The organism is Neobacillus sp. GCM10023253 (genome assembly GCF_042653105.1).
Taxonomy (GTDB): Bacteria; Bacillota; Bacilli; order Bacillales; family Cytobacillaceae; genus Neobacillus; species Neobacillus citreus.
This window is the reverse complement of record NZ_JBHSHV010000026.1, coordinates 126,861-152,640: the sequence shown is the minus strand read 5'-3', so window position 1 is coordinate 152,640 and position 25,780 is coordinate 126,861. Positions and strand designations below refer to the sequence as shown.

Sequence of the window (25,780 nt, the reverse complement as noted above, 5' to 3'; positions counted from 1 at the left end):
ATATTCAAAAAACGGATAAAGGTGTCTTCCCTTTATCCGTTTTTTTTTTTTGAAAAACTATTTTTCTTTTAATAGAGAATAATCAAAACAGAATGGGAAAAATAGAATGTAAACCACGTTGTCCAAGGCCGACAATGCGCGGTTTCTTAAGGTGTTGCAAGTGAAAGTTGGTATTTTTCCATTCTTGTGTGGTGACTGTTGAAAAAATAAACAAAATCAATCTATTTTATCCTATTGACAAGATTATTCGTTACAGTATAAAATGATAACGTTCCCAATGTGATGCAAATACCAACGTTATTTTAATTTTGGTATTGTCCGAAACATTGAGTGGATATATGTGTTGCAAATATTATCTATTTACCATGATTTAGGTAAAATGTCCCAAAGTTTAAAAAGACTTTCACAGAACGACTCTAAAAGTCTTTATTTTTTCTTCTTATTTGTAAGCACTTGCATGTGTGATAAGAGAATTCGGTGAAAGTACAGAAACGTTGAAGGCATGACAATTCTAAAAGCATCATGTGTAAAATGAAAAGTTGCAGCATAAAAAATAAAAAAATACTACATGGGGGATGACATTATGCCTTTAGTCATAATTGCTATCGGGGTACTATTATTACTTCTTTTAATTATGCGATTCAAATTGAACACATTTGTATCCTTAATCATTGTGTCTTTTATCGTCGCGCTTTTACTGGGCATTCCAGTGAAAGATGTTGTTCATTCAATTGAAACCGGTTTAGGCGGAACGCTTGGACATATCGGTATCATTTTTGGTCTTGGCGCCATGCTTGGCCGATTAATCGCTGACGCTGGTGGTGCGCATCGTATCGCCTCAACGTTAATTGACAAATTTGGTGAAAAACGAATTCAATGGGCTGTTCTAATCGCTTCATTCATATGCGGAATTGCCCTATTCCTTGAGGTTACCATTGTATTATTAATTCCGATTATCTTCTCAATCGCAAAAGAAGCAAAAGTTTCGGTTGTCAAATTAGGTCTTCCGATGGTAACGGCTGCGTTGGCTGCACATGCTTTCTTGCCGCCGCATCCAGGCCCAATTGCTGTTGCTGCTGAATATCATGCAAATGTTGGTCTAATGTTACTGTACGGAATCATTGTTGCGATCCCAACTGTTATTATTGCAGGTATTTGGTATCCAAAATTGGCTCAAAAAATTGTTCCATCTGCATTCAATAGAGAAGTCAGTTCGTCCTTTGGTGTGGCGAAATCATTTAAATTAGAAGAAACACCTGGTTTTGGAATCAGCGTTTTCACTGCCTTATTCCCTGTTATCTTAATGGCGATTGGTGCGATTGTCGATATTATGGGATTAAAAGAAAATGCGTTCATCACCGTTATTCGCTTTATCACGAACTCTGACACCGCTATGATTCTTTCCGTTCTGTTCGCTGTTTACACAATGGGCATAGCAAGAAAAATTCCAATGAGCAAGTTGATGGATTCCTGTGGTTCAGCAGTCAACGCATTGGGAATGCTGCTATTGATTATCGGCGGCGGCGGTGCCTTAAAGCAGGTTATTGTTGATGGCGGCGTTGGTGACTATGTTGCTAAATTATTCGAAGGATCCCATATGTCACCAGTTCTGTTTGCCTGGATTGTCGCAGCATTACTACGTGTCTGCCTAGGATCCGGAACTGTTGCAACCTTAACAACTCCTGGCTTGGTTCTTCCGTTACTTGCAACTATGCCGAATGTTAACTTGGAATTAGTTGCACTTGCAACTGGTGCTGGTAGTGCCATGGCATCACACGTTAACGACGCGGGATTCTGGATGGTTAAAGAATCTATGGGCATGACTTTGAAAGAAGCATTCGGAACCTATACCGTACTTTCCACTATTGTGGCTGTATCCGGATTAGTATTTACCTTAATATTAGATATGTTCTTGTAAAAAACAAAAGGGGGCCATTTTATAGAGATTCTATAAAATGGCTCTTTTTTTGGCTAATAGGAAATTATAAATTTTTTTCAAAATTTATAATTCCCTAACGCATAAATTCAACTAGCGCCTCTGTCTTCGTCCTATCGGACTCGCCAATCGGCGAGTTTTCATTTAAAAAATATATTCTTGAAATCGCTTTAGTAATTACTTTTACTTTAGGAGAAATTCGCTTATAATTAAAATGTGTTGCAAAATGCAAAGGAACAGAACGTTTTTAAAAAATGGTTTGTTATGCATCAATAAAATAGATATAAAAATATAGATAGGTGGAAATCTGTATGAACGAGAAATACGAGCGTTTGAAAGATATCTTAAAAGAGATGGGCAATGTGGTTGTTGCTTTTTCCGGAGGTGTCGACAGTACGTTTTTATTAAAAGTGGCGGTTGATGTTTTAGGAGTGGAAAACGTTTTGGCTGTGACGGCTGATTCTGAAACATATCCATCCAGTGAATTGGAAGAAGCGAAAAAGCTCGCTAAGCTGATTGGTGCCATACACCAAGTGATTGAAACCTCTGAACTGAGTATTCCGGGCTACGCGGAAAATGACCGGAACCGCTGTTATTTTTGCAAAAACGGACTGTTCGAAGAAATTGTTCCCATCATGCGCGAGAAAGGATTCCAAAACGTGGTCTATGGCTTAATTGCTGATGATATGAGTGAACATCGTCCCGGCGTCCGCGCAGCGAGAGAGCATGGTGTCCGCGGCCCGCTACAGGAGGCAAATCTTTTTAAAGAAGAAATTCGTGAGCTTTCCAAGCAATTAAATCTGCCTACCTGGGAAAAACCATCGTTGGCCTGTTTATCCTCCCGCATTGCTTACGGTGAAAGGATCACGCAGGAAAAATTAACAAAGGTAGAAAAGTCTGAAGCATATCTAAAATTACTAGGTATCCGGCAGGTGCGCGTTAGGACACATGACGAGATTGCTCGGATTGAAGTGGAGCCTCAAGATTTGCAGTTAGTGTTAGCAAACCATCAAGAGATTCAAGAAAACCTGCAGCGCTTCGGCTATAAATATGTCACCCTTGATCTTCAAGGCTATATGAGCGGGAGCATGAATAAAGTGTTAACACCAAGCTTTACTAAAGCTGAGTCCTAATGGAAAATAGAAGAATAGAGGATGTTTAGTAGGTGAGGGGAAAATGATTAAAGCATTGGTTATTGTTCCTTATGAGGGACTATATGAAATGATGAAAGATATCCAACAAGAGGTGGAGGATTTTCAATTCGATATCGAGTTAGGGAATCTTTATGAAGGTGTGGCCATTGCCAAGGAAGCCGAAAATAATGGCTATCATGTTATCATCAGCCGCGGCGGTACAGCGTCCTTGATTCAGGAAGCGGTATCCATACCGGTAATAGATATTCAAGTGTCCGGTTATGATGTATTACGCATCATCACCCTCGTAAAGGGATTTTCGCGTAAAGCGGCAATCGTTGGCTTCTCGAATATTACGCAAGGTGCAGGGACAATCTGCAAGATTCTTGATTTGGATATTAAAACTTTAACCATTACAAAAGATACCGAGGTTAAAGAAATCTTAACGAATTTAAAAAAGCATGGCTATGAAGTGATTATCGGAGACGTGGTCACGGTTCAGACAGCCAAGCAATTGGGGCTAACAGGCGTTCTGATCACTTCAGGTAAGGAAGCGATTATGGATGCATTGGAGGAAGCGAAAAGATCCTATCGTATCTTCTCGCAGCTGCAGCAGGATGTTTCGTTATTTCAATCCATTCTCGATTGTAACGAACAACCAATCGGTGTTTTTAATAAAGAAGAGAAACTTGTATATGGGAATGAACGTTTTAATCACGAATTTCATTGGATGATTGTTGAAAATTCCAACGATATAAAAAAGCTGATTCAAGAAACAGCGTTTACAAAGGAAAAGCAAACAAGAGCCGTTCACATCAATCAGTCAATCTGGAATATTGCTGCTTGTCCTCAAGACGGTGCGATTGCTTTATTTTTCGAAAAAAATCTTTCGAACCAATCCGTTGTACAGGTTGGGGAGAGAGAAGCGAAAAATGCTATCGAATTCCGTACATCCACTTCGTATGTCTCTCTTTCTGGAAAAAGTGAATCGATTCAGAAAGTGTTAAAACAGATTGATCAATACAGTGTAAGTGACGAAGCTGTGTGGATTTCCGGAGAAAAGGGAAATGGAAAAGAATTAGCGGCCCACGCGATTTATGTGAAAAGAAATAACCTATATGACCCCTTTATTGTGTTGCATAGTGATTTATTAAGGGCAGGGCAGCTGAAGGATTTCATGGTCGAAGACTTTTTTCAAAAATACGCTAATGGCGTCATTTATGTAAAAAACATTGATCATTTAAGCGCTGATATACAAAAGGAGTTATATCACATCGTCCAGAATGATCATCACAAAAAGATAAAGTGGCTGGTGTCTTCCGAGGACAATATGGAAGAAAAGGTCAAGAGCGGCATTTTTGATTGTGAACTGTACCAAACCTTAGGGCAGCAAAAAATTTACATCCCGCCGCTCCGGGAACGCAGGGAAGATATTGAGGATTTAATTCATGTCTTTATTTCTGATCTTCATCCCAAATACGGCAATGGGGTCGTTGGGATTCGGCCTGACGCTTTGGCGAACCTTGCCAGCTATGATTGGCCGAGCAATGTAGAACAGCTCAAACAAGTCATCGAGCAATTGTTTAAACAGACAAGTTCTTATTATATTGAGATGGAAGATGTGGCGGCGGTTTTAGCGCAATGCGAGCAGCCGGAGAAAAGGGCTGAGGCCTTAACTTCTATTGATTTAAACGGCACACTAGAAGAAATCGAAAAACAAGTTATCACCAAAGTCCTTGAGGAAGAAGGCTTAAACCAATCGAAAGCAGCCAAACGTCTAGGCATTAACCGTTCTACGCTGTGGCGCAAGCTAAAATAATAGCTTGCGTTTTTTTTATGAAAAAAAATGATGCAAAAAGCAACAAAATGAATTTTTTTGTGACATTTTTTCTAGATATATTGCCAAATGCAACATTTTGTTTTAATATTAATATTGCTGAAAGCGTTTTTAGGTGAAAAATAAAACAGCATCTAAAAACTTTATAATAAATCTATTGGTTTGTTGCAGAGCTTATCATGCCAATGTGAATAGGCGATTTAAATCCGATGAAAAATAATAAAACTCGATACAAGACAAACTAGAAATAGCATAGAAGGGGGTCGGGATGCAGGTGAAACTAGCGGTAATAGCAGATGATTTAACAGGTGCCAATGATACGGGTGTTCAATTTGCCAAACAAGGGTTAAACACGACAGTGCTATTTGCCGAGACACAATTACAGCCAGCACATTTAAGTGCAGATGTGATTGTCTTAAATTCAGATAGCCGTGCCTTAAGCGCAGAAAAGGCTTATGAAGCAGTGTTTAATCTAGCGGCACAATTGAATAAATTGTCTGTTTCAAAAGTTTTCAAGAAGATTGATTCTACCATGAGGGGAAATATTGGCCCAGAGATTGATGCCGTCATGGATGCATATAAGTTAAAAACCTCGTTTGTGGTTCCGGCTTTTCCGAAAAGTAATCGAGTGACCACGAATGGGTATCATTATGTGAATGGTGTTCTTTTAGAGGAAACGCCTATTGCTCAGGATCCTGTCTGCCCAGTAACAGAAAGCTACCTGCCTAAATTGCTGCAGGAGCAAAGTAAGCGGGAAGTCACCTTCATTTCCATTTCGGATGTGCAAAAAGGTAAAAGTCATCTATCAGAAAAAATAAAAGATCTATCTTCGGGTGATAGCTCAAAAATTATCGTCGTGGATGCAACGACTGATGAAGAATTAAAAATGATTGTCGAAGCGGCGGAAATTTTAGAAGAGAATTTCCTATGGGTAGGTTCAGCCGGAATTGCTTATCATCTTTTCAACACAGGCAAGCGTGAAGAGGTATTGCGTCATCAACAGTCGGATGACCGACTTCCGGTGCTGGTCGTAGCGGGTAGTGTAAATCCTGTCATTGATCGGCAAATTCAAGTTCTGAAAGATAAATTTCATGTCGAAGAAATTGTCATTTCTCCGGAAGAATTCTTTTATGAAGACAGGAGAAAACGTGAAATTGAACGGGTTGTGAAGGCTGGTCAGGCATTGTTGGATAAAGGCGATTTAGTGGTCACGACCAATCGTGAGCGCGAGACCATCAATCGAGTGAAGGGTCTGCAACAGAAACTAGGAATATCGAATTTTGATGTAGGTTATACCATTGCCGAATCAATGGGTGTGATTGCCGGCCAATTAATTGATAGCAAGTCTATCTGCGGGGCGATTTTAACAGGCGGGGATATTGCTGGAGCCACATGTAAGGTATTGAATGGCGAAGGAATTCGCGTCATTGGTGAAGTGGAGGCCGGGATTCCGTACGGGAAATTGTTCGGCGGCTTCTTTGACGGTTTGCCGCTAGTGACAAAAGCGGGTGCCTTTGGAACGGACCAAGCCCTCGCCAATGCTTTACAAACCATTACGGATGTAAATGCTCATGTTAAAGACCGCGATTGGCGTCATACTGGCACTCCGTATGTATGTAGCTAATTTTTAGATGAGCTGAAGAAATAGTGTTAAATAGGACAACCGCCAAGCATATGCCGTAATGCACCATTGATGTGTTATTCAACATATGCTTGGCGTAATAAGATGTTATAACGGGAGGAAACGAAGATGGCAGCAAATAAACCAGTTATTGCAATTACAATGGGAGACCCTTCAGGTGTAGGACCTGAAATTATTGTGAAGTCCTTGAATGACAAAAACGTCTACGAAAATTGCCGTCCCTTTGTAGTCGGCGATTTGAAAATTTTAAAAAGAGCTTTAGGTGTTACGAATGTTGATCTTCAATTAAACAGCATTGCAAATCCTGAAGAAGCTAAGTATGAATACGGAACTATTGATATTATCGATTTAGATTTAGTTTCCGAAGACCTGCCTTGGGGCCAAGTTTCTTCAGAGGCAGGAAATGCAGCATTCCGCTATTTGGAAAAGTCCATTTCTTTTGCGAATGAACAAAGAATTCACGGCATTTGTACCGCTCCTTTAAACAAAGAAGCGCTGCACAAAGCAGGTCATATGTATCCTGGCCACACTGAAATTTTGGCAGAATTAACAGGCACAAAAGATTTCGCGATGATGCTTTCTGCACCAAACCTACGAGTAATCCATGTGACTACCCACATCGGACTTCTTGACGCCATTCATAAAATTAATGCTGAGCGCCAATATACAGTGATCAAGCTTGCGCATGATACACTGCAAAAAGCAGGGATCAAGTCACCAAGAATTGCAGTCTGCGGCATCAACCCGCATGCAGGCGAAAATGGCTTGTTTGGACATGGTGAAGAAGAAGAGAAAATTGTTCCAGCTATAGAAAAAGCTCAAGCAGAAGGCATTAATGTACAAGGTCCGCTTCCTGCTGATACATTATTCTTCAGAGCAAGACGCGGTGATTTTGATATTGTCGTGGCACAATATCATGATCAAGGCCATGGACCAATTAAAGTATTGGGCCTTGAAGCTGGCGTGAACATTACGGTTGGTCTGCCAACAATCCGTACCAGCGTTGACCACGGAACTGCTTTTGATATCGCTGGAAAAAATATTGCGGATGAGCAATCATTAAAAGAAGCGATTCGCATGGCGATTGAATTGGCTCCTGAGAACTTGGCAATATAATTATGATGAAATTGAAGCAAGAGGTCATTATCCGATCTCTTGCTGCCTTTGTATGTGTGAAATTCTTTTATGAATAAGGTGTTTATTTTTGAAAGGGGAGTAGTACTATGTCTTTTCCTAAAATGGCGAAAATAAGACAAAAATTTCAAGTCGAAAGTTTACAGGATATCCCTGGAACGATTGCGGAGCAATTCCAGCAAGTCAATGCCGATGAAAAAATCAAGCCGGGCATGGAGATTGCTATTACCGTAGGCAGCCGGGGGATTAACAATATCCCTTTAATCGTGAAAAGTGTGGCAGATGAAATTAGGAAGAGAGGCGCAACTCCGTTTGTTTTTCCGGCAATGGGAAGTCACGGCGGCGCTACAGCTGAAGGGCAAAAAGAGATGGTGGAAAGCTTAGGTGTAACCGAAGAATTCACTGGCTGCGAGATCCGTTCCTCCATGGACGTCGAGGAAGTTGGCGTCACATCAGAGGGAATCCCAGTTTATGTTGATAAGATTGCTTACAATGCAGATGGCATCATCGTGATGGGCCGCATCAAGCCGCATACAGATTTTAAAAATAAAATTGAAAGCGGCGTCTTAAAAATGGCGTCCATCGGAATGGGTAAGCATAAACAAGCCCTGGCATTACATACTTATGGCATTAAAGGAATCAGTGAAATGATGCCTGAAGTAGGGAAAGTGGCGATTGCCAAGTCCAACACTCTATTTGGAATTGGCATTGTGGAAAATGCTCATGAAGAAACGGCGATCATTGAAGCTATAGAACCGGACCAGATCGAAGAACGTGAAAGAGAATTATTGAAAAAAGCCTTTACCTTAATGCCAAGCCTGCCAGTCGACGAAATGGATATTTTGCTAGTGGATGAAATCGGCAAAAACTATAGCGGGACCGGCTTTGATACGAACATTATCGGCCGAATCCGGGTGTTGGGCGTTGAAGAGCCGAAAAAGCCAAGCATCAAATATGTCATTGCCTCCAATTTAAGCGAGGTCAGCCACGGCAACGCTTTAGGAATCGGCTTAGCGGATTTAACTACCAAGCGTTTATTTGAAAAAATTGATATCAAAACCATGAATGAAAATGTCGTCACCAGTACCTTCTTGGCTCGTGCAAGTATTCCAATTGTCCTTGACAATGACCAAGAAGCATTGAAAGCAGCACTGCGCGCTACCTGGGGAGTGGCACCGGAACAAGCAAGAATCGTACGGATTCCAAACACCCTCCACATCGGTGAACTATACGTATCAGAAGTCATCTTCAACGAACTAAAAGACAAAGAAAACATCGAAGTATTAGAAGAACTCCAAGAAATGAAATTCGATGCAGACGGATATTTCTTACCGATGCATTGATGCATGGGGACGGTTCTTGCGCATCATTACTAAAAAGCAGCTTTCAAGTTGGAAGCTGTTTTTTTATATGTATTGGAAAGAGGAATATTTTTACATAATATAGAAATGATGTTGATAGAATTTAAATAGGAGAGAGGTAATTATTATTCTCGGTATTGTATTCTGGATTATTATCATTGCCTGCTTTGTATTTAGTTTTGTTGGTCTTGTATACCCGATTATTCCGTCAGTGCTGCTCATTTGGGCAGGGGTAGTGCTGTATCACTTTGGAATTAACCCAAACGAACTTTCTTGGCTTTCGTGGACCATGCTTGTCTTATTGACAATTGTTTTATTTTTGGCGGATTATTTGGCAAATCTACACTTTGTCGATAAAGCTGGCGGTTCTAAATGGGGGACACGGGCGGCAACTCTGGGGCTAATCATCGGAAGCTTTGTGATTCCACCTTTTGGCGTCATTATTGTTCCGTTTGTTTTGGTATTAATCACGGAATTGCTGCAAAAAAAATCCTTCCTAGAATCCACGAAAGTGGCGTTTGCTACCTTGCTTGCCTTTTTAAGCGGGACGGTTGCAAAGGCCGTTATCCAGCTGATTATGATTGGTGTGTTTGCTTTTGATGTAATTTTCTAAAAGGTCCTCCATGGGTGGGTTTTCGTCGGCTATCCCTTTTTGTTGTATCACTATTTTACATGGCAATCAAAATAGTAATTTCATCATTTGAAACTATTCCACTTTTATTTATTTTTTATTTAGTTCCATTATCACTTTTTAAACATAAGGATATGATAAGGAGTGGAATGTGATGAAAAAGGAACAGGAACAGTTTGATATCGAAACGCTTCAGCTTATTCAAAATAGACTTGATTATATTTACTCCATCGCCAAGAGGTATAACAGTGATCACCCTGAATTAATGGACACAATTGAAAGTTTAGCTAATGTGGCAAACATGTTTGCAAAGAATAAATATGAAGAGTTGAAGGGTAAGGAAGTAACAGCGAGCCAACAAGGAAACATTGTAAGAAGGCTGGGAAACTCATACTCCAGAATGAGAGAGTATGAAAAACAAAAAGATACAGACTTTCCGGAATGGAAGCTTTGAAACATGGGTGATACATGGGGACGGTTCTTGTGCATCATTTTCGTTATTCTGAGGTACAAGAACCGGAAACATAGGGCCGGTCGCCGAACGCGGTCTGCTACAGGAAATGTGATACATGGGGACGGTTTTGTGCATCATTTTGGTGGTGCACAAGAACCGTCCCTATTTATCATTTCCAGTAAAAACCAGGGGACAAAATGTAACCGCTTCCACTATAATAGAGATAGAAAGAGGAAAGGGGATGCAGCGATGGAACTATTAATGGAACTACTAGCCAACAACCCGTCGGAGGAGCCTTGTGAAGACAATTCCCCAACAATAGAAGAAGAGAATTACGATGTGTCTGACTATGATTATAATAAGAGGATATGGTTTTAATAGATGGAACGCGGGGACGGTTCTCGTGCATAAATGATGCATGAGAACCGTCCCTTTGCTTCACCTTTAGTGAACAAAATGGTCGGTATTTTTATCAATATATAAAGTGCCATCCTTTTGCAGTTCTGCGTAAAAGACTTCTGATAGGTCTGTTCCTGCTTGGGCTAATTGTTCATGGACCCAGGCAATATTTAGGTTAACTGGCTGAAGGTTCTCATCAATGATTTTCCCGTCCGCTATCACCTGTATGGGAATCGGGATCTGCGCAGCTTGAGTTCCTCCCACGCCCATTGCCTGTGCCGGCGGTAAATCCCCTCGCCTCAATGGCTGCTTTTGTTCCTTCAAGAGGACGGACAATTCCCCATTTGTCTCCAATATCGCGTAATCTACCTCCTCAATCGAAAATACATCTTTATTCCTTAACAGGACCTGCAGTTCATCCATGTCGAGGCGCTGCTTTTTCAAGACATGCTCGAGTATTTTTCCCTGTTTGATAACGATAACCGGTTCCCCTTCAATAACCTTGCGGAACGATCTTGATTTGACATCAAAAAATGCCACCAGCAACGTCAGTCCGCACCATGTTAAAAGGCTGACAAAACCAGAGGAAATCTTCAAGGTTGGGTCAACCGTCAACGACCCGGCAATTGTTCCAATGGAAATACCGGTGATATAATTAAAAAAGGTAAGCTGTGAAACCTGCTTTCGTCCCAATAGTCTTGTTAACAAAAAAAGCACCACAAAGGCACCAACCGCCCTCGCAAAAATCTCCACCACGCGACACTCACCATCCATTTGTAAAAATATACCTTATTTATAATCTCGCCAGAAGCTATGACAAATATTCGGTTTATGGTGATGCACGAGAACCGTCCCCATGCATCATGACCTTTTTCCTATGTTTCTTCCATTTCTCTTTATTGGTAGAAATAGTATAATGGTGAAGAGTGTATTTTGAATATTTGGCATAAAATGTAATTTTATGGAATCTACTAAGGGATATGTCTTGAAGGAGCGGAGTTTTACATATGAAGGTCAAGTCGATTGCTGCCCTTTTTGATGAGCATATGGGGATGAATGAAGCGTTAGGAAAATTAGTTGAGAGTCCGGAATTAACGATTTGGTATAGGGATTTGGCAATGGATACGTTATGGGTTTCGAAGGGAAATGCCGCCATCTATGGGTATACACAGGATGATTTTATGAATAAACCATTTCTGTGGCGGAACTCTGTATACCCGGACGACCGCTGGATTATTGACGATGCGATCGCCCGGCAGCTGGAGGGCAGCCCGACGACCGTGGAATATCGCATTATTCGTTCGGATGGCGAGGTAAGGTGGATCGAGAATCGCTCCCATTCGATTTTGGATTCGAGTGGAAAGGTCATTGCTATTAGCGGGTCAATCTATGACATTACCGAGCAAAAGAGAGAGTCCTTACAATTGCAGGAACAGCTCATCATGAACGAAAAAAGGTATAAGTCGCTCTTTAACTACAACCATGATTTAGTGTGTTCCCTGGATCTAAATGGGAAGGTGACGAGTGTTAATAAAAGCTGTGAAGCTTTAACTGGATACAGTGAAGCAGAGATGATGAGTAAGTCTTTTAGAGATTGGGTCTATAAGGCCGATCTGCCTAAAACCTATCAAGCTTATAAACTTGCGAAAAGTGGCCACTCCGAGCGGATGGAATTAAGAATCGTCCATAAAAGCGGAGACATTCTCTTCACTAGCACAACCACCATTCCGATTATGATTGATGACAAAATGGTCGGTGTGTATTGTATTGTCAAAGATATTACCAAACATAAAAAACTGCAGGAGGAATTAGAAGGCAATAACCTGCGTTACAAATCGCTGTTTGAACATAATGCTAACTGTGTCTACTCTTTTGATTTAAATGGGTATTTTACAAGCTGCAATTCCGTGTGTGAACAACTTACGGGATATCGAAGAGAAGAATTACTTAAGCCGGTCTCTTTTCATTCGTTCATTGCTTCGGAAAAACTGCCAGATACCATCTATCATTTTGAACAATGTAAAAATGGCACACCGCAAAATTTCCGAACGTCAATCAAGAATAGAGAGGATTCCATTATCCATTTAAACGTGACGATTGTCCCGTTAATTGTAAACGGACAAATTAATGGCGTCTTTGGCATTGCACAGGACATTACGAAACAGGTGAAAATTGAAGAAACCAATGAGCATATGGCCTACCACGATTATTTAACCGGCCTGCCCAACCGAAATAAGTTAAATTCGACCCTTTCAAAGGAACTGCTATTCGCTCAAGAACGAAACCAGCAGGTGGCGATCCTCTTTTTAGATCTCGATCGCTTCAAACTGATTAACGATACACTTGGCCATACGACAGGAGACCAATTGCTAAAGGACGTAGCGGAACGAATGAAGTCCTCCCTGTATGATAAAGACATTGTGTTCAGGCAGGGCGGAGATGAATTTATCATTATTTTAAAAAATGCCGATCGCGATGTCGCTTCCATCGTATCAAGAAGAATACTCGATATTCTAAGTGAGCCTTTCCAAATCGAAAACTATGATATTTTTACATCTCCGAGCATTGGAATCAGCATGTATCCGGAAGATGGCGAAAGCGTGGAAATCCTTATCAAAAAGGCGGATTTCGCCATGTACCATGCCAAGAATGACGGAAAAAATAATTTTAAATTTTATTCCCAAAAAGAACGTAAATCCTACATGAATCCATTGAAAATCGAGATGGACCTCCATAAGGCGCTGGAAAAAGAAGAGCTGCTTCTTCATTACCAGCCAAAGGTGAATTTAAAAACAGGGAAAATAACCGGGGTGGAGGCGTTAATCCGCTGGAACCATTCGGAATTCGGGATGATTGCTCCCGGTACCTTTATCCCGATCGCGGAAGAAACTGGGTTGATTACTCCGATTGGCGAGTGGGCCTTGTTTACCGCCTGCAAGCAATGCAAGGACTGGCAGCGCAAAGGTTTTTCGACCACGGTCTCAGTCAATCTCTCGGCCCGTCAGTTTACGCAATCCAATTTGCATGAAACCGTTGCAATCGTCTTGTACGAGACGGAGTTAGAGCCTCGATTTTTAGAGCTTGAGATCACGGAAAGCATGACGGCCAGCATTGAACGGACTATTTATACGTTACAAAAGCTAAAAAAGCTTGGTGTACGGATTAGTATCGACGATTTTGGAAAGGGATTTAGTTCGTTAAATTACCTGCAAAAATTCCCGGTTGATACGTTAAAAATTGATCAGGAGTTTGTCCAGCGTGTGCACAAAAACCCAAATGACGAGACGATTGTCAAAACGATCATTTCGATGGCGCACAATTTAAACTTGAGTGTGGTAGCGGAAGGAATCGAGACAAAGGAACAGTTATTGTTCCTGCAGCAACATCTTTGTGACGAAGGGCAGGGTTACTTTTTTACAAAACCTGTAGCGGCCGAAGAGGTTGAAAACAATTGGTTTGCCATTCAGCAGATGGTGAAGGAATTCGGCTTATCTCAAGACGTCAACGAACGCAAGTGGGCGGAAGAATTCGTCCGGATTGCGAGAAAAGAATTAGATGAAACCATCCGCCTTCAGCAAGGGATGACCTTTAAGTATAAAAAAATTAATGGCCGTTTCATTCATACCCTGTGTGATGGGGAGCTGCTGTATCGGCTTGGTCTTATCCCTAGTCTTGTGGTAGGAAAGAGTTTAGCAGAGTTTTTACCTGAGGAGTTTACCGAAGACAAGGAAGTTTATTATCAAAGGGCTTGGGACGGGGAAGAACATGTTTCCTATGAAGGGGAAATCAATGGGGTCACCTATCTGGCGGCGTTAAGTCCGATAAAGCGGGGCGGAGAAGTCGTCGAGGTCATCGCTTCGTGCGTGGATATTACCGAAAGAAGAAAAGTGGAAAAAGCCTTGCATGAAAGTGAAAATAAGTACCGGTTGATAACGGAGAACATGACCGATTTGATTATATTATTTGATCGAGATGGAACCTGTACTTACGCCTCTCCATCCCATCAAACCGTCCTAGGTTATGGACCTGAATTGTTCCTTGGAAACAACACGATCCATCTGGTTCATCCTGAAGATGCTGCTGCTATCATGAAGATATTTGCCGAGGTAATAAACACCAAATCTACTATGAAAGTGGAGCTGCGCATGTTACATGCGAACGGGGATTGGAGACTGCTGGAATGTAATGGCACGCCGGTTATTGGTGAGAATGGAGAAGTGGAACATATCATGGTGGTCAGCAATGATATTACCGAGAAGAGAAGAGCTGAGGAGCTGCTATCGAAATCGGAAAAATTATCATTGGTGGGTGAGCTAGCGGCCGGTGTTGCCCATGAAATCAGAAATCCAATGACCTCGATTAAAGGGTTTATTCAGCTATTCCAGCAGGGAATCATCAGGGACGAATACTTTGATGTGGTACTTGGCGAGTTCGACCGGGTGGAGGACATTATTAAGGAGTTTCTTTCCCTGGCAAGACCTCAGGAAATCCAGCTGAAGCAAGTGAATATTCCAGTTTTGTTAAAAGAGGTGGAGACCTTAATCAAATCGGAGGCGCACTTGAAGGATGTGGAAATTCTGCTGGAAATAGAGCCAGATCTCCCGACGATAATGTGCGACACTAACCAAATCAAACAGGTGCTGTTGAATCTCTGCAAAAATAGTATGGATGCGCTGGATACCAAACGAAAAGGTCTCATTAAAATCACGGTAGGGGTTGAGTGTAACCAGCTTCTGCTTCAGGTCATCGATAACGGAATTGGAATCAGTGAAGAGCGTATCAAAAGACTTGGTGAGCCTTTCTACAGCAACAAGGAAAAGGGGACAGGCCTTGGCCTGATGATCTGCTTTAGAATCATCAAGCAGCACAATGGAACGATCACCTTCCAAAGCAAAGGAAACCACGGTACCACCGCTCAGGTGAGGCTGCCGTTATAGAGAGGCCTGGTTTTGTTAGATGCCATGAAAATAAAATCTGAAAGTATTAAAAAAGACGGCGGGGGAAACAGTTCCCCCGCTTTTTCTGCGTTAGCACCTTATCCTTTATAAAGTTCTTAATGATTGACCTTTGCTACTTGGAAAAATAATTGTTGAAAAGCGCTTACATTGGGTTTATAATTTAGATAAATCGATTTACTAAACCGGTTTAGTTAAATTATAACACATCATAGAAAGGATCCTTAGCATGCAGAATGTGATTGTCCCGTTAAATGCTTTTGATCGGTCCAAGGTCCTGGAACGCGGCCAGGCTGCCTTTGTCGGACTTATAGCTGAAGCGGGTGCTTATGGAATTGAGATTCGCCGCGAACTTATGCCAGAACCAGATTCATCGTTTGACATAACAGAAAACCGGCAGAAACTAGCTCCAATACAATGTTCACAGTTTAGTAGAATAAAGCAAGAAATTGATCGCCACGGACTTTTCACCGTGTACTCCGCACCAATTGAACTGTGGAAAGCGGATTACCAATTAAACGAAGAAGAATTAACAACTGTTTTTCAAGAGGGCAGAATGCTTGGAGCGAAATGGCTCAAAGTATCACTGGGACATTTTAGCGAAGAGCATTCCGATTTCAGCGGCTTAAGGGATTTTTTAAAAAGGCACCAAGAAATCCAGCTACTGGTTGAAAATGACCAGACCCTTCACGGCGGATATGTCCATCACCTGTTTAGCTTTTTTGAAAACGCTGACAGATGGGTGATTCCTGTTAAAATGACCTTCGATGCGGGAAACTGGTATTATACCAACCAAGATGTCGAGGAAGCTTTACAGGAGCTCTCGCCGTATGTGGTTTACCTGCATTTAAAACAGGTTGAAACGCAAAATGGGGAACTGGTTACAATCCCGCTGCAAAAGGAAGGGACCCACACCTGGAAAATGGTGTTGAACCACTTCCCTCAAGACATTGTGAAGGCGCTTGAATTTTCGATTGAGCCCAAGGAAAGAATCAGAGAATTTATGGAATTGGTAGGGGAGGAGGCTTTACTATGCCACAGCAGCTAGATACGATTACGTTTGGGGAAGCGATGGCGATGTTTATGGCTGCTGAGCCTGGTCCCTTGCACACAATCAGCCAATTCAAGAGGGAGCTTGCCGGTGCCGAAACGAACGTGGCAATCGGATTGGCACGTCTTGGACTGAAGTCAGGCTGGGTAAGCAAGGTCGGAAATGATGCCTTCGGGAAATTTATTATCGACCGGCTGGGAAATGAAAACGTCGACATCAAAAGCGTCCTATTAGATGATTTCTATCCAACCGGATTCCAGCTGAAATCTAAGGTGACTGAGGGCGACCCAGAGGTTCAGTATTTCCGTAAAGGGTCGGCGGCCAGCCATCTCGGAGTGGACGATTTCAATGGGGATTATTTTTCAAAAGCCAAGCATCTTCATATGACTGGGATTCCGTTAGCCCTCTCACTCGAGACACGGAACTTTGCCAGGCATGCCTTATCTTTTTTGAAAAATAACGGCAAGACTGTCTCCTTTGACCCCAATTTAAGGCCGTCACTTTGGTTGTCGCAGGAAGAAATGGTGAGGGTCATCAATGAAGCGGCCATCGGGGCTGACTATGTGTTTCCAGGTATTGCGGAAGGGGAAATTTTAACCGGATACCGCAAGCCTTCAGATATTGCTTCCTTTTATTTAGAAAAAGGCGTTGAACTCGTCGTTATCAAATTAGGCGAAGACGGTGCCTATTATAAAACTGCCGTGGAAGAAGGAATCGTTCAGGGCTTTAAAGTTGAAAAGGTGGTTGATACCGTTGGTGCGGGCGATGGCTTTGCGGTTGGTGTCATTAGCGGCCTGCTCGAGGGACTTTCTATCCGTGACGCCGTTGTCCGAGGAAACGCCATTGGTTCCTTGGCTGTTCAGGCTCCTGGCGACAACGATGGTTATCCAACGAAAGTAGAGTTATTGAATTATATTGAAAAAAATATACAGGGAGTGAAGTAACATGAATCAAAAGGTAACGAAACAAAGATGGCTCCACCTTATTCCGATTGCTTTTATCACCTACAGTTTAGCGTATCTTGACCGTGCCAACTATGGATTCGGTGCGGCTGCCGGATTGGCCAAGGATCTTCACATTACGGCGGGGACTTCCTCCTTGCTTGGTTCCCTATTCTTCTTGGGATATTTCTTTTTCCAAGTGCCGGGTGCGGCGTATGCAGAGCGGAAAAGTGCGAAAAAGCTGATTTTCTGGTCGTTGATTGCCTGGGGACTATTGGCTTCTTTTACAGGAATGGTGACAAATATTAAGCTATTATTCGTCATTCGTTTCGCGCTTGGCGTTGTGGAAAGTGCCGTCATGCCGTCGATGCTTGTGCTGCTTAGTCAGTGGTTTACGAAAGAAGAGCGTTCCCGCGCGAACACGTTCTTGATTTTAGGAAACCCTGCCACTGTGTTATGGATGTCAATTGTCTCCGGTTACCTTGTTAACTCCGTGGGCTGGAGATGGATGTTTATTGTTGAAGGGATTCCTGCCATCATTTGGGCATTCCTTTGGTGGAAATTAGTAGATGACAAACCCAGACAAGCGAAATGGTTAACCGATAAGGAAAAAGCTGAATTTGAACAACAGCTGGAAAAAGAACAACAAGGCATCAAGCCGGTTAAAAATTACGGCGAGGCGTTTAAATCAAAACCGGTTATTTTGTTAAGTGCTCAGTACTTCTTATGGAGCATTGGTGTTTATGGATTTGTGATGTGGCTCCCTTCTATTATTAAAGCGGCGCCAAATATGGATATGATTGAAACTGGCTGGTTGTCTTCTGTACCTTATGTTTTAGCCATTATTCTTATGTTTACAGCATCTTATTTTTCAGATAAGACTTTAAATCGCGGCGCGTTCGTTTGGCCGTTCCTACTGATTGGGGCGATTGCGTTCTATGTTTCTTATGCAATCGGGGCAAGCAATTTCTGGCTTTCCTTTATCCTATTGGTGATTGCCGGCGGCGCCATGTATGCTCCGTATGGACCGTTCTTCGCAATCATTCCGGAAATCCTGCCTCGTAATGTGGCCGGCGGTGCGATGGCGCTGATTAACAGTATGGGCGCGCTTGGTTCCTTCGTTGGATCGTATATTGTCGGGTATTTGAACGGGGCAACCGGTGGCTTTGGAGCATCGTACATCTTTATGGCAGGTTCGTTGTTTGTTTCAGCGATTCTGACTGTTTGGGCGATCAAAGCTGCAAAAATGGGCAAAGCATCTTCAAATGTAAAAATAAGTGCATAAAAAAATCAACCGTTTTGGATTTGTGCCAAAATGGTTGACCAATAGATAAAACACGCAAGAATAGTATAGAACGTTTTAGAGAGAAATTCAATAAAGGAAGAGTGGATGACGTGGAAAGGACTTGGTTGTGCGTTGGAGGACCAGGTACCTTAATTCACTTAGGAGTCATCCTTCTTTCTGTTGGCTGCATTTTTCAGATTCGTCACGTCTTCCTTCTTTAAAACTGCAACTGGAAAATAACTATTTTTATAGTTACAATGAAGTCAACATGAAAGTGGAGAAGAGGAAGATTGATAATGGAAAAAGTAACAATGGCGGATGTGGCCCGGGAGGCGGGCGTATCCAAAAGTACTGTTTCCCAATATTTAAATAAGCGCTATGAATATATGGCTGATAAGACAAGGGCCAAGATTGAGGAAGCGATTGAAAAGCTTGGATACCAACCCAATATCATAGCGAGAAGCCTTAAGCAGAAGCGGACATCGATGGTCGGCATTATCGTTGGCAATATCCTGCATTATTTTTCAACAGAAGTGATCAGGGCGATTGAAGACTTTTGCCACCGGCATGGAATCCACGCGATTGTCTGCAACGCCGATGATGATCCGGAAAAGGAAAAAGGGTACATTGAAATGCTGCGAGCAAGACAGGTGGATGGACTGATTATTTTTCCAACCGGGCGGAATCATGAATTGTATGAAAAATTGCAGCGGGAAGGCTACCCTTTCGTGTTTGTGGACCGGAAAGTGGAGGACCTTGATGCGTTTTCTGTGGTGACGGACAATACCGAGTCGGCATACCAGGTGGTTCGGGACCTAGCCGGGAAGGGCCATGAGAATATTGCTTTTGTAGTGCAGCCACTAATCACAAGTCCGAGGATTGAACGGCTTGCGGGTTATCAAAAGGCTTTGGCTGATTCGGGTTTAGCTTTGAAAGAGGAGCTTGTTGTTGAAGCAAGTTTAACGGAAATGAAAAGTAATCTGGAGGCGTTATTTTCTGCGAAAGAGAAGCCGACTGCTCTTTTTGCCGCTAATGACCGGTCTTTTTTGGTAGTCATGGACTTTTTGAAGGAAAAAGGCATCAAGCTGGGTAGAGACCTGGAAATCGTTGTTTTTGATAATATACCTTTTGGGCATTTACTAGAGGCTCCTATTTCCTTCATCGTACAGCCTGCCAGAGAAATGGGCAACAAAGCAGCAGAACTGCTGTTTGCGCAGATTAACAATGAGCAAATCGTGTCAGAAAAGTTTGTTTTTCCGAGCCGGAGAGTATAGGGCAACGGGGGGGGGAACAGTAGCTTAAACGACCGTAAGGCAAAAAAATTAAGCCTTATGGTCGTTTGTCAGAGCTATAATAGAACATAAGTTTAAAAAATGAGAAGGTTAGGTCGCATAGAAACGGTATAAGCTGCCCATTATTGATTGGGAACCAAGGATAGAGTATTATTTTTTAATAAATCGGTTTAGTAAAACGGTTTATCACTGAAGAAAGGAGATTCCCAATATGAAAATACAGCTGGCTTTGGACCGAATGGAGATTGCAGATGCTATCAAGCTTACCCAACTTGTTGAAGAGTCGATTGATTGGGTTGAGGTAGGAACGTCTTTAATCAAAGAGTTCGGCATCCATAGTGTGAAAGAGTTAAAGCAGGTATTTCCTCATAAAACAATTGTTGCCGATATAAAGACCATCGATAATGCACGCTATGAATTCGAGATGTGCTTCCAAGCGGGGGCCGATGTGGCCACGGTCATGGGCGTATCACCGCTGGTAACGATTGATGCCTGTATGGAGGTCGCCAAGAAATACAATAAAAAGGTCATGATTGACCTGTTGAATACTTCTGAGGAACAAAAAAGGGAACTGCTCCGCTATCAGGATGCCATTTTTTGTGTGCATGTGAGTAAGGATGAGCAGGAGACATTAGGGGCACAAAACCGCGGCAGCCAGGAATCCAGCGGATTTTTTCAAAAAGCAGGCGTTGAACTTGCAGCCGCAGGTGGAATTACGCTCGATTCCATTGAAGGTTTGCAAAAATCGCTTTGTTCCTCGGTTGTGATTATCGGCTCAGCCATCACAAAGGCAAACAATCCGTCCGAGGCGGCGGCAAAATTTAAAGAAATTGGATTACAGCTGGAGGGAGTATAGATGTCATTCATTCCAACGATTTTAAAAGAAGTAGAAACGGTATTAGGAAAGGTATCAGAGGAACAGCTGCAGGAATTGGCAGCCAACCTGCAAAAAGCAAAAAGGATTTTTATTATTGGTGAAGGCCGTTCCGGTTTAATGGCGAAATCGTTCGCGATGCGATTGATGCATTTGGGAGCGACGGTATTTGTCGTTGGTGAAACGATAACACCTTCGATTGCAGAGGGTGACCTGTTGGTTGCGGTTTCGGGGTCAGGCACCACCAAGAGTGTTGTTTGGACGGCTGAAAAAACAAAATCTTTAGGCTGTGAGGTCGTCGCTGTTACCACCAACCCTGAATCCGCCTTGGCTGGTGCCGCTAATCACATTCTTCATGTGCCAGCAGCAACGAAGTACCGACGTGAAAACGAGCTGCAATCCATTCAGCCGCTTGGATCATTATTTGACCAATGCGTGCATATTCTTTTTGATACAATTTGCCTATTGTTTAGCCAATTAAATGAAGTTGACCATGCCGATGCGTTTAAGAGACATAGTAATTTGGAGTAAGAGTAAGGGTGCCTGTTATATTGGACAGGCACCTTTCCGTTTTTTTTGAATTAAAGGGGTGCTTCCAAGCAGTGATTTACAAGTTTGTAAGATATAATATGAGAATAATAGATTGTGAAACTTTGGGAGCTGAAATCCGTGGAAACATTGCAAAATCAAAAACTATCAGAACGATTCGAAGTGGCCTTTAACCAAATACATGCCTGGCTGCAGCGGAATATAGTGGAGGAACGATCCGATAAGTTTACCGACCTGCTTCGGTCAGGGTTTCCACGCCACTCGATTATTCGAAAGTACTACCATGACTTGAAAATGTTTGCCCGACTAAGAAACTCCATTGTCCATGACAAGGTGGAATTAGGGTTTTATATAGCGGAGCCGCATGAGGCTGTCGTTGAAAAAATCGAACTGATTGCCGAGTTGCTCTTAGAGCCAAAGGCGGCATATTCGATCGCTTCTAAACCAGTATTCTACTATTATGAAAATGCCAAACTAAAGGATATTTTAACCGTCATCCAAAAGAAATCCGTTTCGCTTTTTCCTATTTATGATGAGAACGGTTTTAAGTGGCTGTTAACGGCGGAGGAAATCATCGGTTGGTTTGCCAATCATCTAACCGGCAACAGTATCGTGATTGATGAAGTAGAAGTAAGAGAGCTGTTTTCTGAAAAAAGAAATCGCCGTGTCGAGTTTGTTGGCAAAGATATTGATATCTTCGAGGTAGAAGAAATTTTTGAACAATATCACTTGAAAAATCAAAAGCTTGAGGCCGTTATCATTACGGAAACCGGAGAACAGCAGCAAAAACCGCTCGCCATTGTTACCTCTTGGGATTTAGTAGAAATTGATGCGATAGAGTAAAGGTTTTTTGAAGGGGTCTGTTCGACCACGACATCAAGCCGAATTTTGCCGGGAAAATATATAACAAAAAGGCCCTTATGGATTAAGGGTCTTTTTGTTTTGCCGCTGCGTCCGGCTGTTCAGGCTCTGCTTTAGCCTTCAAGTCTTCCTCGTAATTGGTCAGACCTGCACTCGTATGGGCAAAGTTGTTGCGGTCGCCGTGAATGTTGCCCAGGCCCTGATTGTGTTTTTTATTGCTTTTAAAATCCTCGATGAAGTTGTTGCCGATACTGAACACGGAGGCGGCCTGAATGCTGCCAATCTTGATGTTGCCGATATGAAAGGTCGGCGATAAAATGGGGGATGCCACGGATTACTCATCCTTCCTGCCTTTGGTTTTGATCCAATAGCCGTGAGTTAGTGTGTTCTCATTTCCTGATAAAGTTCCGATTACTTCATTTATCGTCGTGTCGCTGTGAAACTTTTTATGGGTATTCTTTTTTCCAAAGAACACCCCCGATGAGTCGCTGATATTGGTAATGCTGATCTTTCCCAACGAAAGTTTCATCCGAATTCAGCCCATTTCTTTTTTCGTTATCATATTCAGGGTGTGGGCGAATGACACAACTTTTCCGGAGGTTTGGCGAAATTCACCCATACATGCACTGTTCATATGAATTTAAAAAATGGAAGTATAACCATCCAAACGAAGAACCTGCAGGCCGGGGGGTTCGTGGGGGACGTGGGGAACCTGCCTTTAGCCGCCATTTCGGAAACGGAAGCCTTTAGAGGTTTTGGTAATGTTTTCGTTTGAGGGCGCGGCCTCTTCTCCAGACATGGCCTCTTGTTTTAGCTCCTGCTTGTCAATCTTTTGGATAATCGAAGCGGCGAAATCATCAGAGCTGGTAATGTTCGTGCCAATCAGCAGCTTCCCGCTTAACTCATCAATTTCGATGTTATCTAATTGAAAGGTGATGTTCTCCAGATAATCGATTTGTACTTTATCGATATGGATGCTCTTTCCGTTTGGTTCCTGCTGCTGCTTTTCGAGGAGCTCAATCATCCGGTCCAGCTTATCTAAAAGAAGGGAGTTTATTCCATCATCGTTTTTCGTCTGCTTCTTCTTCCGAGAAAAAAACTTGAACATAAACTCCCCCCTTTGTACGAATTTAAAAGGCTCGCCCAAAAACTTCCTACTTCTAACTATATGACTTTGTTGGAGCGGTTATTCAGTGGTCTGGCTCGAGTGGTTGGGAAAGGATTGGGGAGATTTCACGGAAATTTTTGGCTGTTACTGTCCATATCGGCGGGTCCTACGGACATTTTAAGTAAATATTTTGCTGATTTTGTCCGAAGAAGCGGTACATTCGGACAATTTTTGTTAATTTGCCTCCGATTTTGTCCGAAGGGCTCGGTACTTCGGACAATTTTTGTTAAAATTCCCCTAGTTTTGTCCGAAGAAGCCCGTCATTCGGACATTTTGCATTCATTTGCCCCTAGTTTTGTCCGAAGTAACACCTCCTCCGCCAAAAGACCCATTCCTCCCCCCAGCCCTTCTCCCCCTTAACGGTCTTGTGGTAAAATAAACCTGAATTTTCCTTTTAAGTGGGTGATGGCAATGCCTGTGTTAAGGCTGTCGAGAATAGAAAAAAGAACGAAGGTGGAGGGCCCTGGCTTAAGATACTGCATTTGGGTTCAAGGTTGCCCAATTCACTGCGAGGGCTGTTTTAACCCGCATACGTGGGACCCTAACGGCGGCCGCTTAATGGATATTGACGAAATCTACGAAGATATCAAACGTACTCTTGAAGCATCACCTGAACTAGAAGGCGTCACCTTTTTAGGAGGAGAGCCGTTTAGCCAAGCCCAGGCGCTCACCACCCTTGCGCAAAAAATAAAAGAGTTGAACCTATCAATTGTGACGTTTACAGGCTATGAATATGAAGCAATTTTGAAGTCGCCCAATTCAAGCTGGCACAGCCTATTAAAGGAAACGGATCTATTAATAGACGGCCCTTATATCCAAAGCCAGCATGACCTCGGCCGTCCATGGATTGGTTCGAAAAACCAGCAGTACCGCTTCTTGACGGATGCATATAAGCATCTTGAAACCAAACTGGCGCAGATTCCCAACAAACTAGAAATAAGGCTCCACCCTGACGGAACGATATCCGCCAACGGAATGGCGGAGCCTATCGATTTACATATGTTGCTAGAACTAGATTACGAAAGAAGGAGATAACGAAATGAGTCTTGAAATTGTACTGGTTCCGTTGGCGATTGCGGTTACAAAAGAGGTTGTCGAAGGAATCGCCAACCGTTCGCAAAAAAACGATCAGGACTATACCGTCCTTCCGACTAGAATGAAGGATGAGTCCCTTCTCCAGCAAGCGCTCGAGGAGTGGAGCTGCTCGTTCCGAAAAGCAGAGACACTCGATTCACTAAAAACAAACAATGAAAACGAAGTGACGTTTATCGTCAACGAAGAGGGCTGCTACTCGCTTGTCCTCCCGAAATCAGCCGACATCAAGGCATTCGAGGAATGGATTGAGAAGGTGGAGGGCTCCTACACCCACTACCTGCAGCAACGAGTCTATCAACATTTATTAGAAAAGGCAAAGGAACAGGGAATGATTTTAGAAAAAGAAGAACTGCTTGAGGATCATTCCATCCAGCTCACCTATTTGGTGAATCGATAAAAGGGGGAGCAAGACTTGGCGAAAGTATATACAGACAGGGGCAGGAAATGGGAGATGTTGAACAGCTGGTGGATCATCTTCACGTTTCTGCCGATCGGCATGACCAGTTATATTGCATTTTTCTATGCCGGCACCAAAGTGAAAAACAAACGCTGGCGAATCTATGGGCTTGTTTATCTGGCAATCTTCCTTCTGGCATTTATCCCAACCTACACTGAATTCGAAGCGATGATTTTTCTGGCCTTGTGGATTGTTCCGATTATCCACGCCTTTAAAATCCGCCCAGCCTATTTGGTTCAGTTAGATGTGTTAAAGGCCAATGAAAAATTGTATCTGGACCAAGAGGTTACGAAGCTTAGGCGGGAGGCGGAAGCGAAGTTTGGCAAGACGCAAAAGCCACCGCAGCCGAAAAGTGAGGCCCGCGCGAACCAGCAGGAGGCAAGCGCTGCACCAATGACCCCGCCCATCCAGCCGCTTTTTTCCAATGACCAAGGAATCAGGAAGATTAATATTAATCTAGCATCGGAAAAAGAAATTGCCACTATCCCTGAAGTAGGGATTATTTTAGCAAAAAAAGCCGTCCTCAAACGCGAGGAATTGGGCGGTTTCGAATCTTTTGAACAGTTCGCGCAAATCATGGGATTGAAGGAGCACACGCTGGAAAAAATGAAGCAGCGTCTGATTTTCTCCGAAACTGACCATACTGATACACATATCCATTCTGGAAGAGTCATTGATTATTAAATAACTAGGGTAAGCCGGGGTGAGTTCCGGCTTTCTGTTTA

General features: G+C 42.7%; 24 protein-coding genes. 20 read left to right on the top strand and 4 right to left on the bottom strand.

All coding sequences use genetic code 11. The features are described 5' to 3' along the window. Window positions 1-583: 583 nt before the first annotated feature. The 9 genes from ACFPA1_RS23370 to ACFPA1_RS23330 all read left to right on the top strand — a co-directional run bounded on the left by ACFPA1_RS23370 (window position 584) and on the right by ACFPA1_RS23330 (window position 10,506). Window positions 584-1,918 (top strand): gluconate:H+ symporter, encoded by a 1,335-nt coding sequence (locus tag ACFPA1_RS23370; RefSeq protein WP_213143921.1) that lies wholly within the window; start codon window positions 584-586, stop codon window positions 1,916-1,918. Between the two features lie 329 nt (window positions 1,919-2,247). Next, window positions 2,248-3,069: an ATP-dependent sacrificial sulfur transferase LarE gene (gene larE, locus ACFPA1_RS23365; RefSeq protein ID WP_378586181.1), complete on the top strand. Its 822-nt coding sequence runs from the start codon at window positions 2,248-2,250 to the stop codon at window positions 3,067-3,069. 43 nt (window positions 3,070-3,112) lie between these two features. Further along, on the top strand, window positions 3,113-4,888 hold the full coding sequence (locus ACFPA1_RS23360) for a PrpR N-terminal domain-containing protein (RefSeq protein WP_378586178.1): 1,776 nt from the start codon (window positions 3,113-3,115) through the stop codon (window positions 4,886-4,888). A gap of 286 nt (window positions 4,889-5,174) precedes the next feature. Then, window positions 5,175-6,530, top strand: a complete 1,356-nt coding sequence (locus tag ACFPA1_RS23355; protein ID WP_378586176.1) for a four-carbon acid sugar kinase family protein — start codon at window positions 5,175-5,177, stop codon at window positions 6,528-6,530. A 126-nt stretch (window positions 6,531-6,656) separates the two neighbouring features. Further along, the gene (pdxA, locus tag ACFPA1_RS23350; RefSeq protein ID WP_378586173.1) at window positions 6,657-7,664 is read left to right on the top strand and encodes a 4-hydroxythreonine-4-phosphate dehydrogenase PdxA; all 1,008 of its coding nucleotides are present in this window, start codon (window positions 6,657-6,659) and stop codon (window positions 7,662-7,664) included. A gap of 107 nt (window positions 7,665-7,771) precedes the next feature. Continuing rightward, window positions 7,772-9,025, top strand: coding sequence for a lactate racemase domain-containing protein (locus ACFPA1_RS23345; protein ID WP_378586170.1), 1,254 nt, complete (start codon window positions 7,772-7,774; stop codon window positions 9,023-9,025). 139 nt (window positions 9,026-9,164) lie between these two features. Then, window positions 9,165-9,656 (top strand): DUF456 domain-containing protein, encoded by a 492-nt coding sequence (locus tag ACFPA1_RS23340; protein WP_378586273.1) that lies wholly within the window; start codon window positions 9,165-9,167, stop codon window positions 9,654-9,656. Window positions 9,657-9,828: 172 nt separating this feature from the next. Continuing rightward, window positions 9,829-10,128 carry a hypothetical protein gene (locus ACFPA1_RS23335; protein ID WP_378586167.1) on the top strand — a complete coding sequence of 100 codons (300 nt, stop codon included), beginning with the start codon at window positions 9,829-9,831 and terminating at the stop codon, window positions 10,126-10,128. A 129-nt stretch (window positions 10,129-10,257) separates the two neighbouring features. Then, on the top strand, window positions 10,258-10,506 hold the full coding sequence (locus ACFPA1_RS23330) for a hypothetical protein (protein ID WP_378586165.1): 249 nt from the start codon (window positions 10,258-10,260) through the stop codon (window positions 10,504-10,506). A 66-nt stretch (window positions 10,507-10,572) separates the two neighbouring features. On the opposite strand, the gene ACFPA1_RS23325 is transcribed toward ACFPA1_RS23330, so the two are convergent. Continuing rightward, window positions 10,573-11,283 carry a DUF421 domain-containing protein gene (locus ACFPA1_RS23325; RefSeq protein ID WP_378586162.1) on the bottom strand — a complete coding sequence of 237 codons (711 nt, stop codon included), beginning with the start codon at window positions 11,281-11,283 and terminating at the stop codon, window positions 10,573-10,575. A gap of 251 nt (window positions 11,284-11,534) precedes the next feature. On the opposite strand from ACFPA1_RS23325, the gene ACFPA1_RS23320 reads away from it, so the two are divergent. The 8 genes from ACFPA1_RS23320 to ACFPA1_RS23285 all read left to right on the top strand — a co-directional run bounded on the left by ACFPA1_RS23320 (window position 11,535) and on the right by ACFPA1_RS23285 (window position 22,317). After that, window positions 11,535-15,464, top strand: a complete 3,930-nt coding sequence (locus ACFPA1_RS23320; RefSeq protein ID WP_378586159.1) for a PAS domain S-box protein — start codon at window positions 11,535-11,537, stop codon at window positions 15,462-15,464. Window positions 15,465-15,711: 247 nt separating this feature from the next. Further along, window positions 15,712-16,530, top strand: a complete 819-nt coding sequence (locus ACFPA1_RS23315; protein ID WP_378586157.1) for a sugar phosphate isomerase/epimerase family protein — start codon at window positions 15,712-15,714, stop codon at window positions 16,528-16,530. Next, the gene (locus ACFPA1_RS23310) at window positions 16,515-17,477 is read left to right on the top strand and encodes a sugar kinase (protein ID WP_378586154.1); all 963 of its coding nucleotides are present in this window, start codon (window positions 16,515-16,517) and stop codon (window positions 17,475-17,477) included. The genes ACFPA1_RS23315 and ACFPA1_RS23310 overlap by 16 nt, the downstream gene beginning before the upstream one ends. A gap of 1 nt (window position 17,478) precedes the next feature. Continuing rightward, entirely contained in the window at window positions 17,479-18,759 is a 1,281-nt protein-coding gene (locus ACFPA1_RS23305) for an MFS transporter (protein ID WP_378586152.1), read from the top strand. 296 nt (window positions 18,760-19,055) lie between these two features. Beyond that, window positions 19,056-20,033 (top strand): LacI family DNA-binding transcriptional regulator, encoded by a 978-nt coding sequence (locus ACFPA1_RS23300; RefSeq protein ID WP_378586149.1) that lies wholly within the window; start codon window positions 19,056-19,058, stop codon window positions 20,031-20,033. 229 nt (window positions 20,034-20,262) lie between these two features. Then, window positions 20,263-20,907 (top strand): 3-hexulose-6-phosphate synthase, encoded by a 645-nt coding sequence (gene hxlA / locus ACFPA1_RS23295; RefSeq protein WP_378586146.1) that lies wholly within the window; start codon window positions 20,263-20,265, stop codon window positions 20,905-20,907. Then, a complete protein-coding gene (hxlB, locus tag ACFPA1_RS23290; protein WP_378586144.1) occupies window positions 20,908-21,456 on the top strand; it encodes a 6-phospho-3-hexuloisomerase in 549 nt (182 codons plus the stop codon). 138 nt (window positions 21,457-21,594) lie between these two features. Further along, on the top strand, window positions 21,595-22,317 hold the full coding sequence (locus ACFPA1_RS23285; RefSeq protein ID WP_378586142.1) for a hypothetical protein: 723 nt from the start codon (window positions 21,595-21,597) through the stop codon (window positions 22,315-22,317). 82 nt (window positions 22,318-22,399) lie between these two features. Here ACFPA1_RS23285 and ACFPA1_RS23280 read toward each other — a convergent pair whose 3' ends face one another. From ACFPA1_RS23280 to ACFPA1_RS23270, 3 genes are all read right to left on the bottom strand, one after another. Further along, complete coding sequence (locus tag ACFPA1_RS23280; RefSeq protein ID WP_378586139.1) at window positions 22,400-22,666, bottom strand: hypothetical protein; 267 nt, start codon at window positions 22,664-22,666, stop codon at window positions 22,400-22,402. Between the two features lie 3 nt (window positions 22,667-22,669). After that, complete coding sequence (locus tag ACFPA1_RS23275; protein ID WP_378586136.1) at window positions 22,670-22,864, bottom strand: hypothetical protein; 195 nt, start codon at window positions 22,862-22,864, stop codon at window positions 22,670-22,672. Between the two features lie 189 nt (window positions 22,865-23,053). Next, on the bottom strand, window positions 23,054-23,443 hold the full coding sequence (locus ACFPA1_RS23270; protein ID WP_378586133.1) for a hypothetical protein: 390 nt from the start codon (window positions 23,441-23,443) through the stop codon (window positions 23,054-23,056). A gap of 471 nt (window positions 23,444-23,914) precedes the next feature. Between ACFPA1_RS23270 and nrdG the strand changes: the two genes are divergently transcribed. The 3 genes from nrdG to ACFPA1_RS23255 are packed head-to-tail and all read left to right on the top strand — an operon-like array spanning window position 23,915 to window position 25,739. Next, the gene (gene nrdG, locus ACFPA1_RS23265) at window positions 23,915-24,538 is read left to right on the top strand and encodes an anaerobic ribonucleoside-triphosphate reductase activating protein (protein WP_378586129.1); all 624 of its coding nucleotides are present in this window, start codon (window positions 23,915-23,917) and stop codon (window positions 24,536-24,538) included. Window positions 24,539-24,542: 4 nt separating this feature from the next. Then, window positions 24,543-24,995 (top strand): hypothetical protein, encoded by a 453-nt coding sequence (locus ACFPA1_RS23260; protein ID WP_378586127.1) that lies wholly within the window; start codon window positions 24,543-24,545, stop codon window positions 24,993-24,995. 15 nt (window positions 24,996-25,010) lie between these two features. After that, on the top strand, window positions 25,011-25,739 hold the full coding sequence (locus tag ACFPA1_RS23255) for a ComEA family DNA-binding protein (RefSeq protein WP_378586125.1): 729 nt from the start codon (window positions 25,011-25,013) through the stop codon (window positions 25,737-25,739). Window positions 25,740-25,780 lie beyond the last annotated feature (41 nt).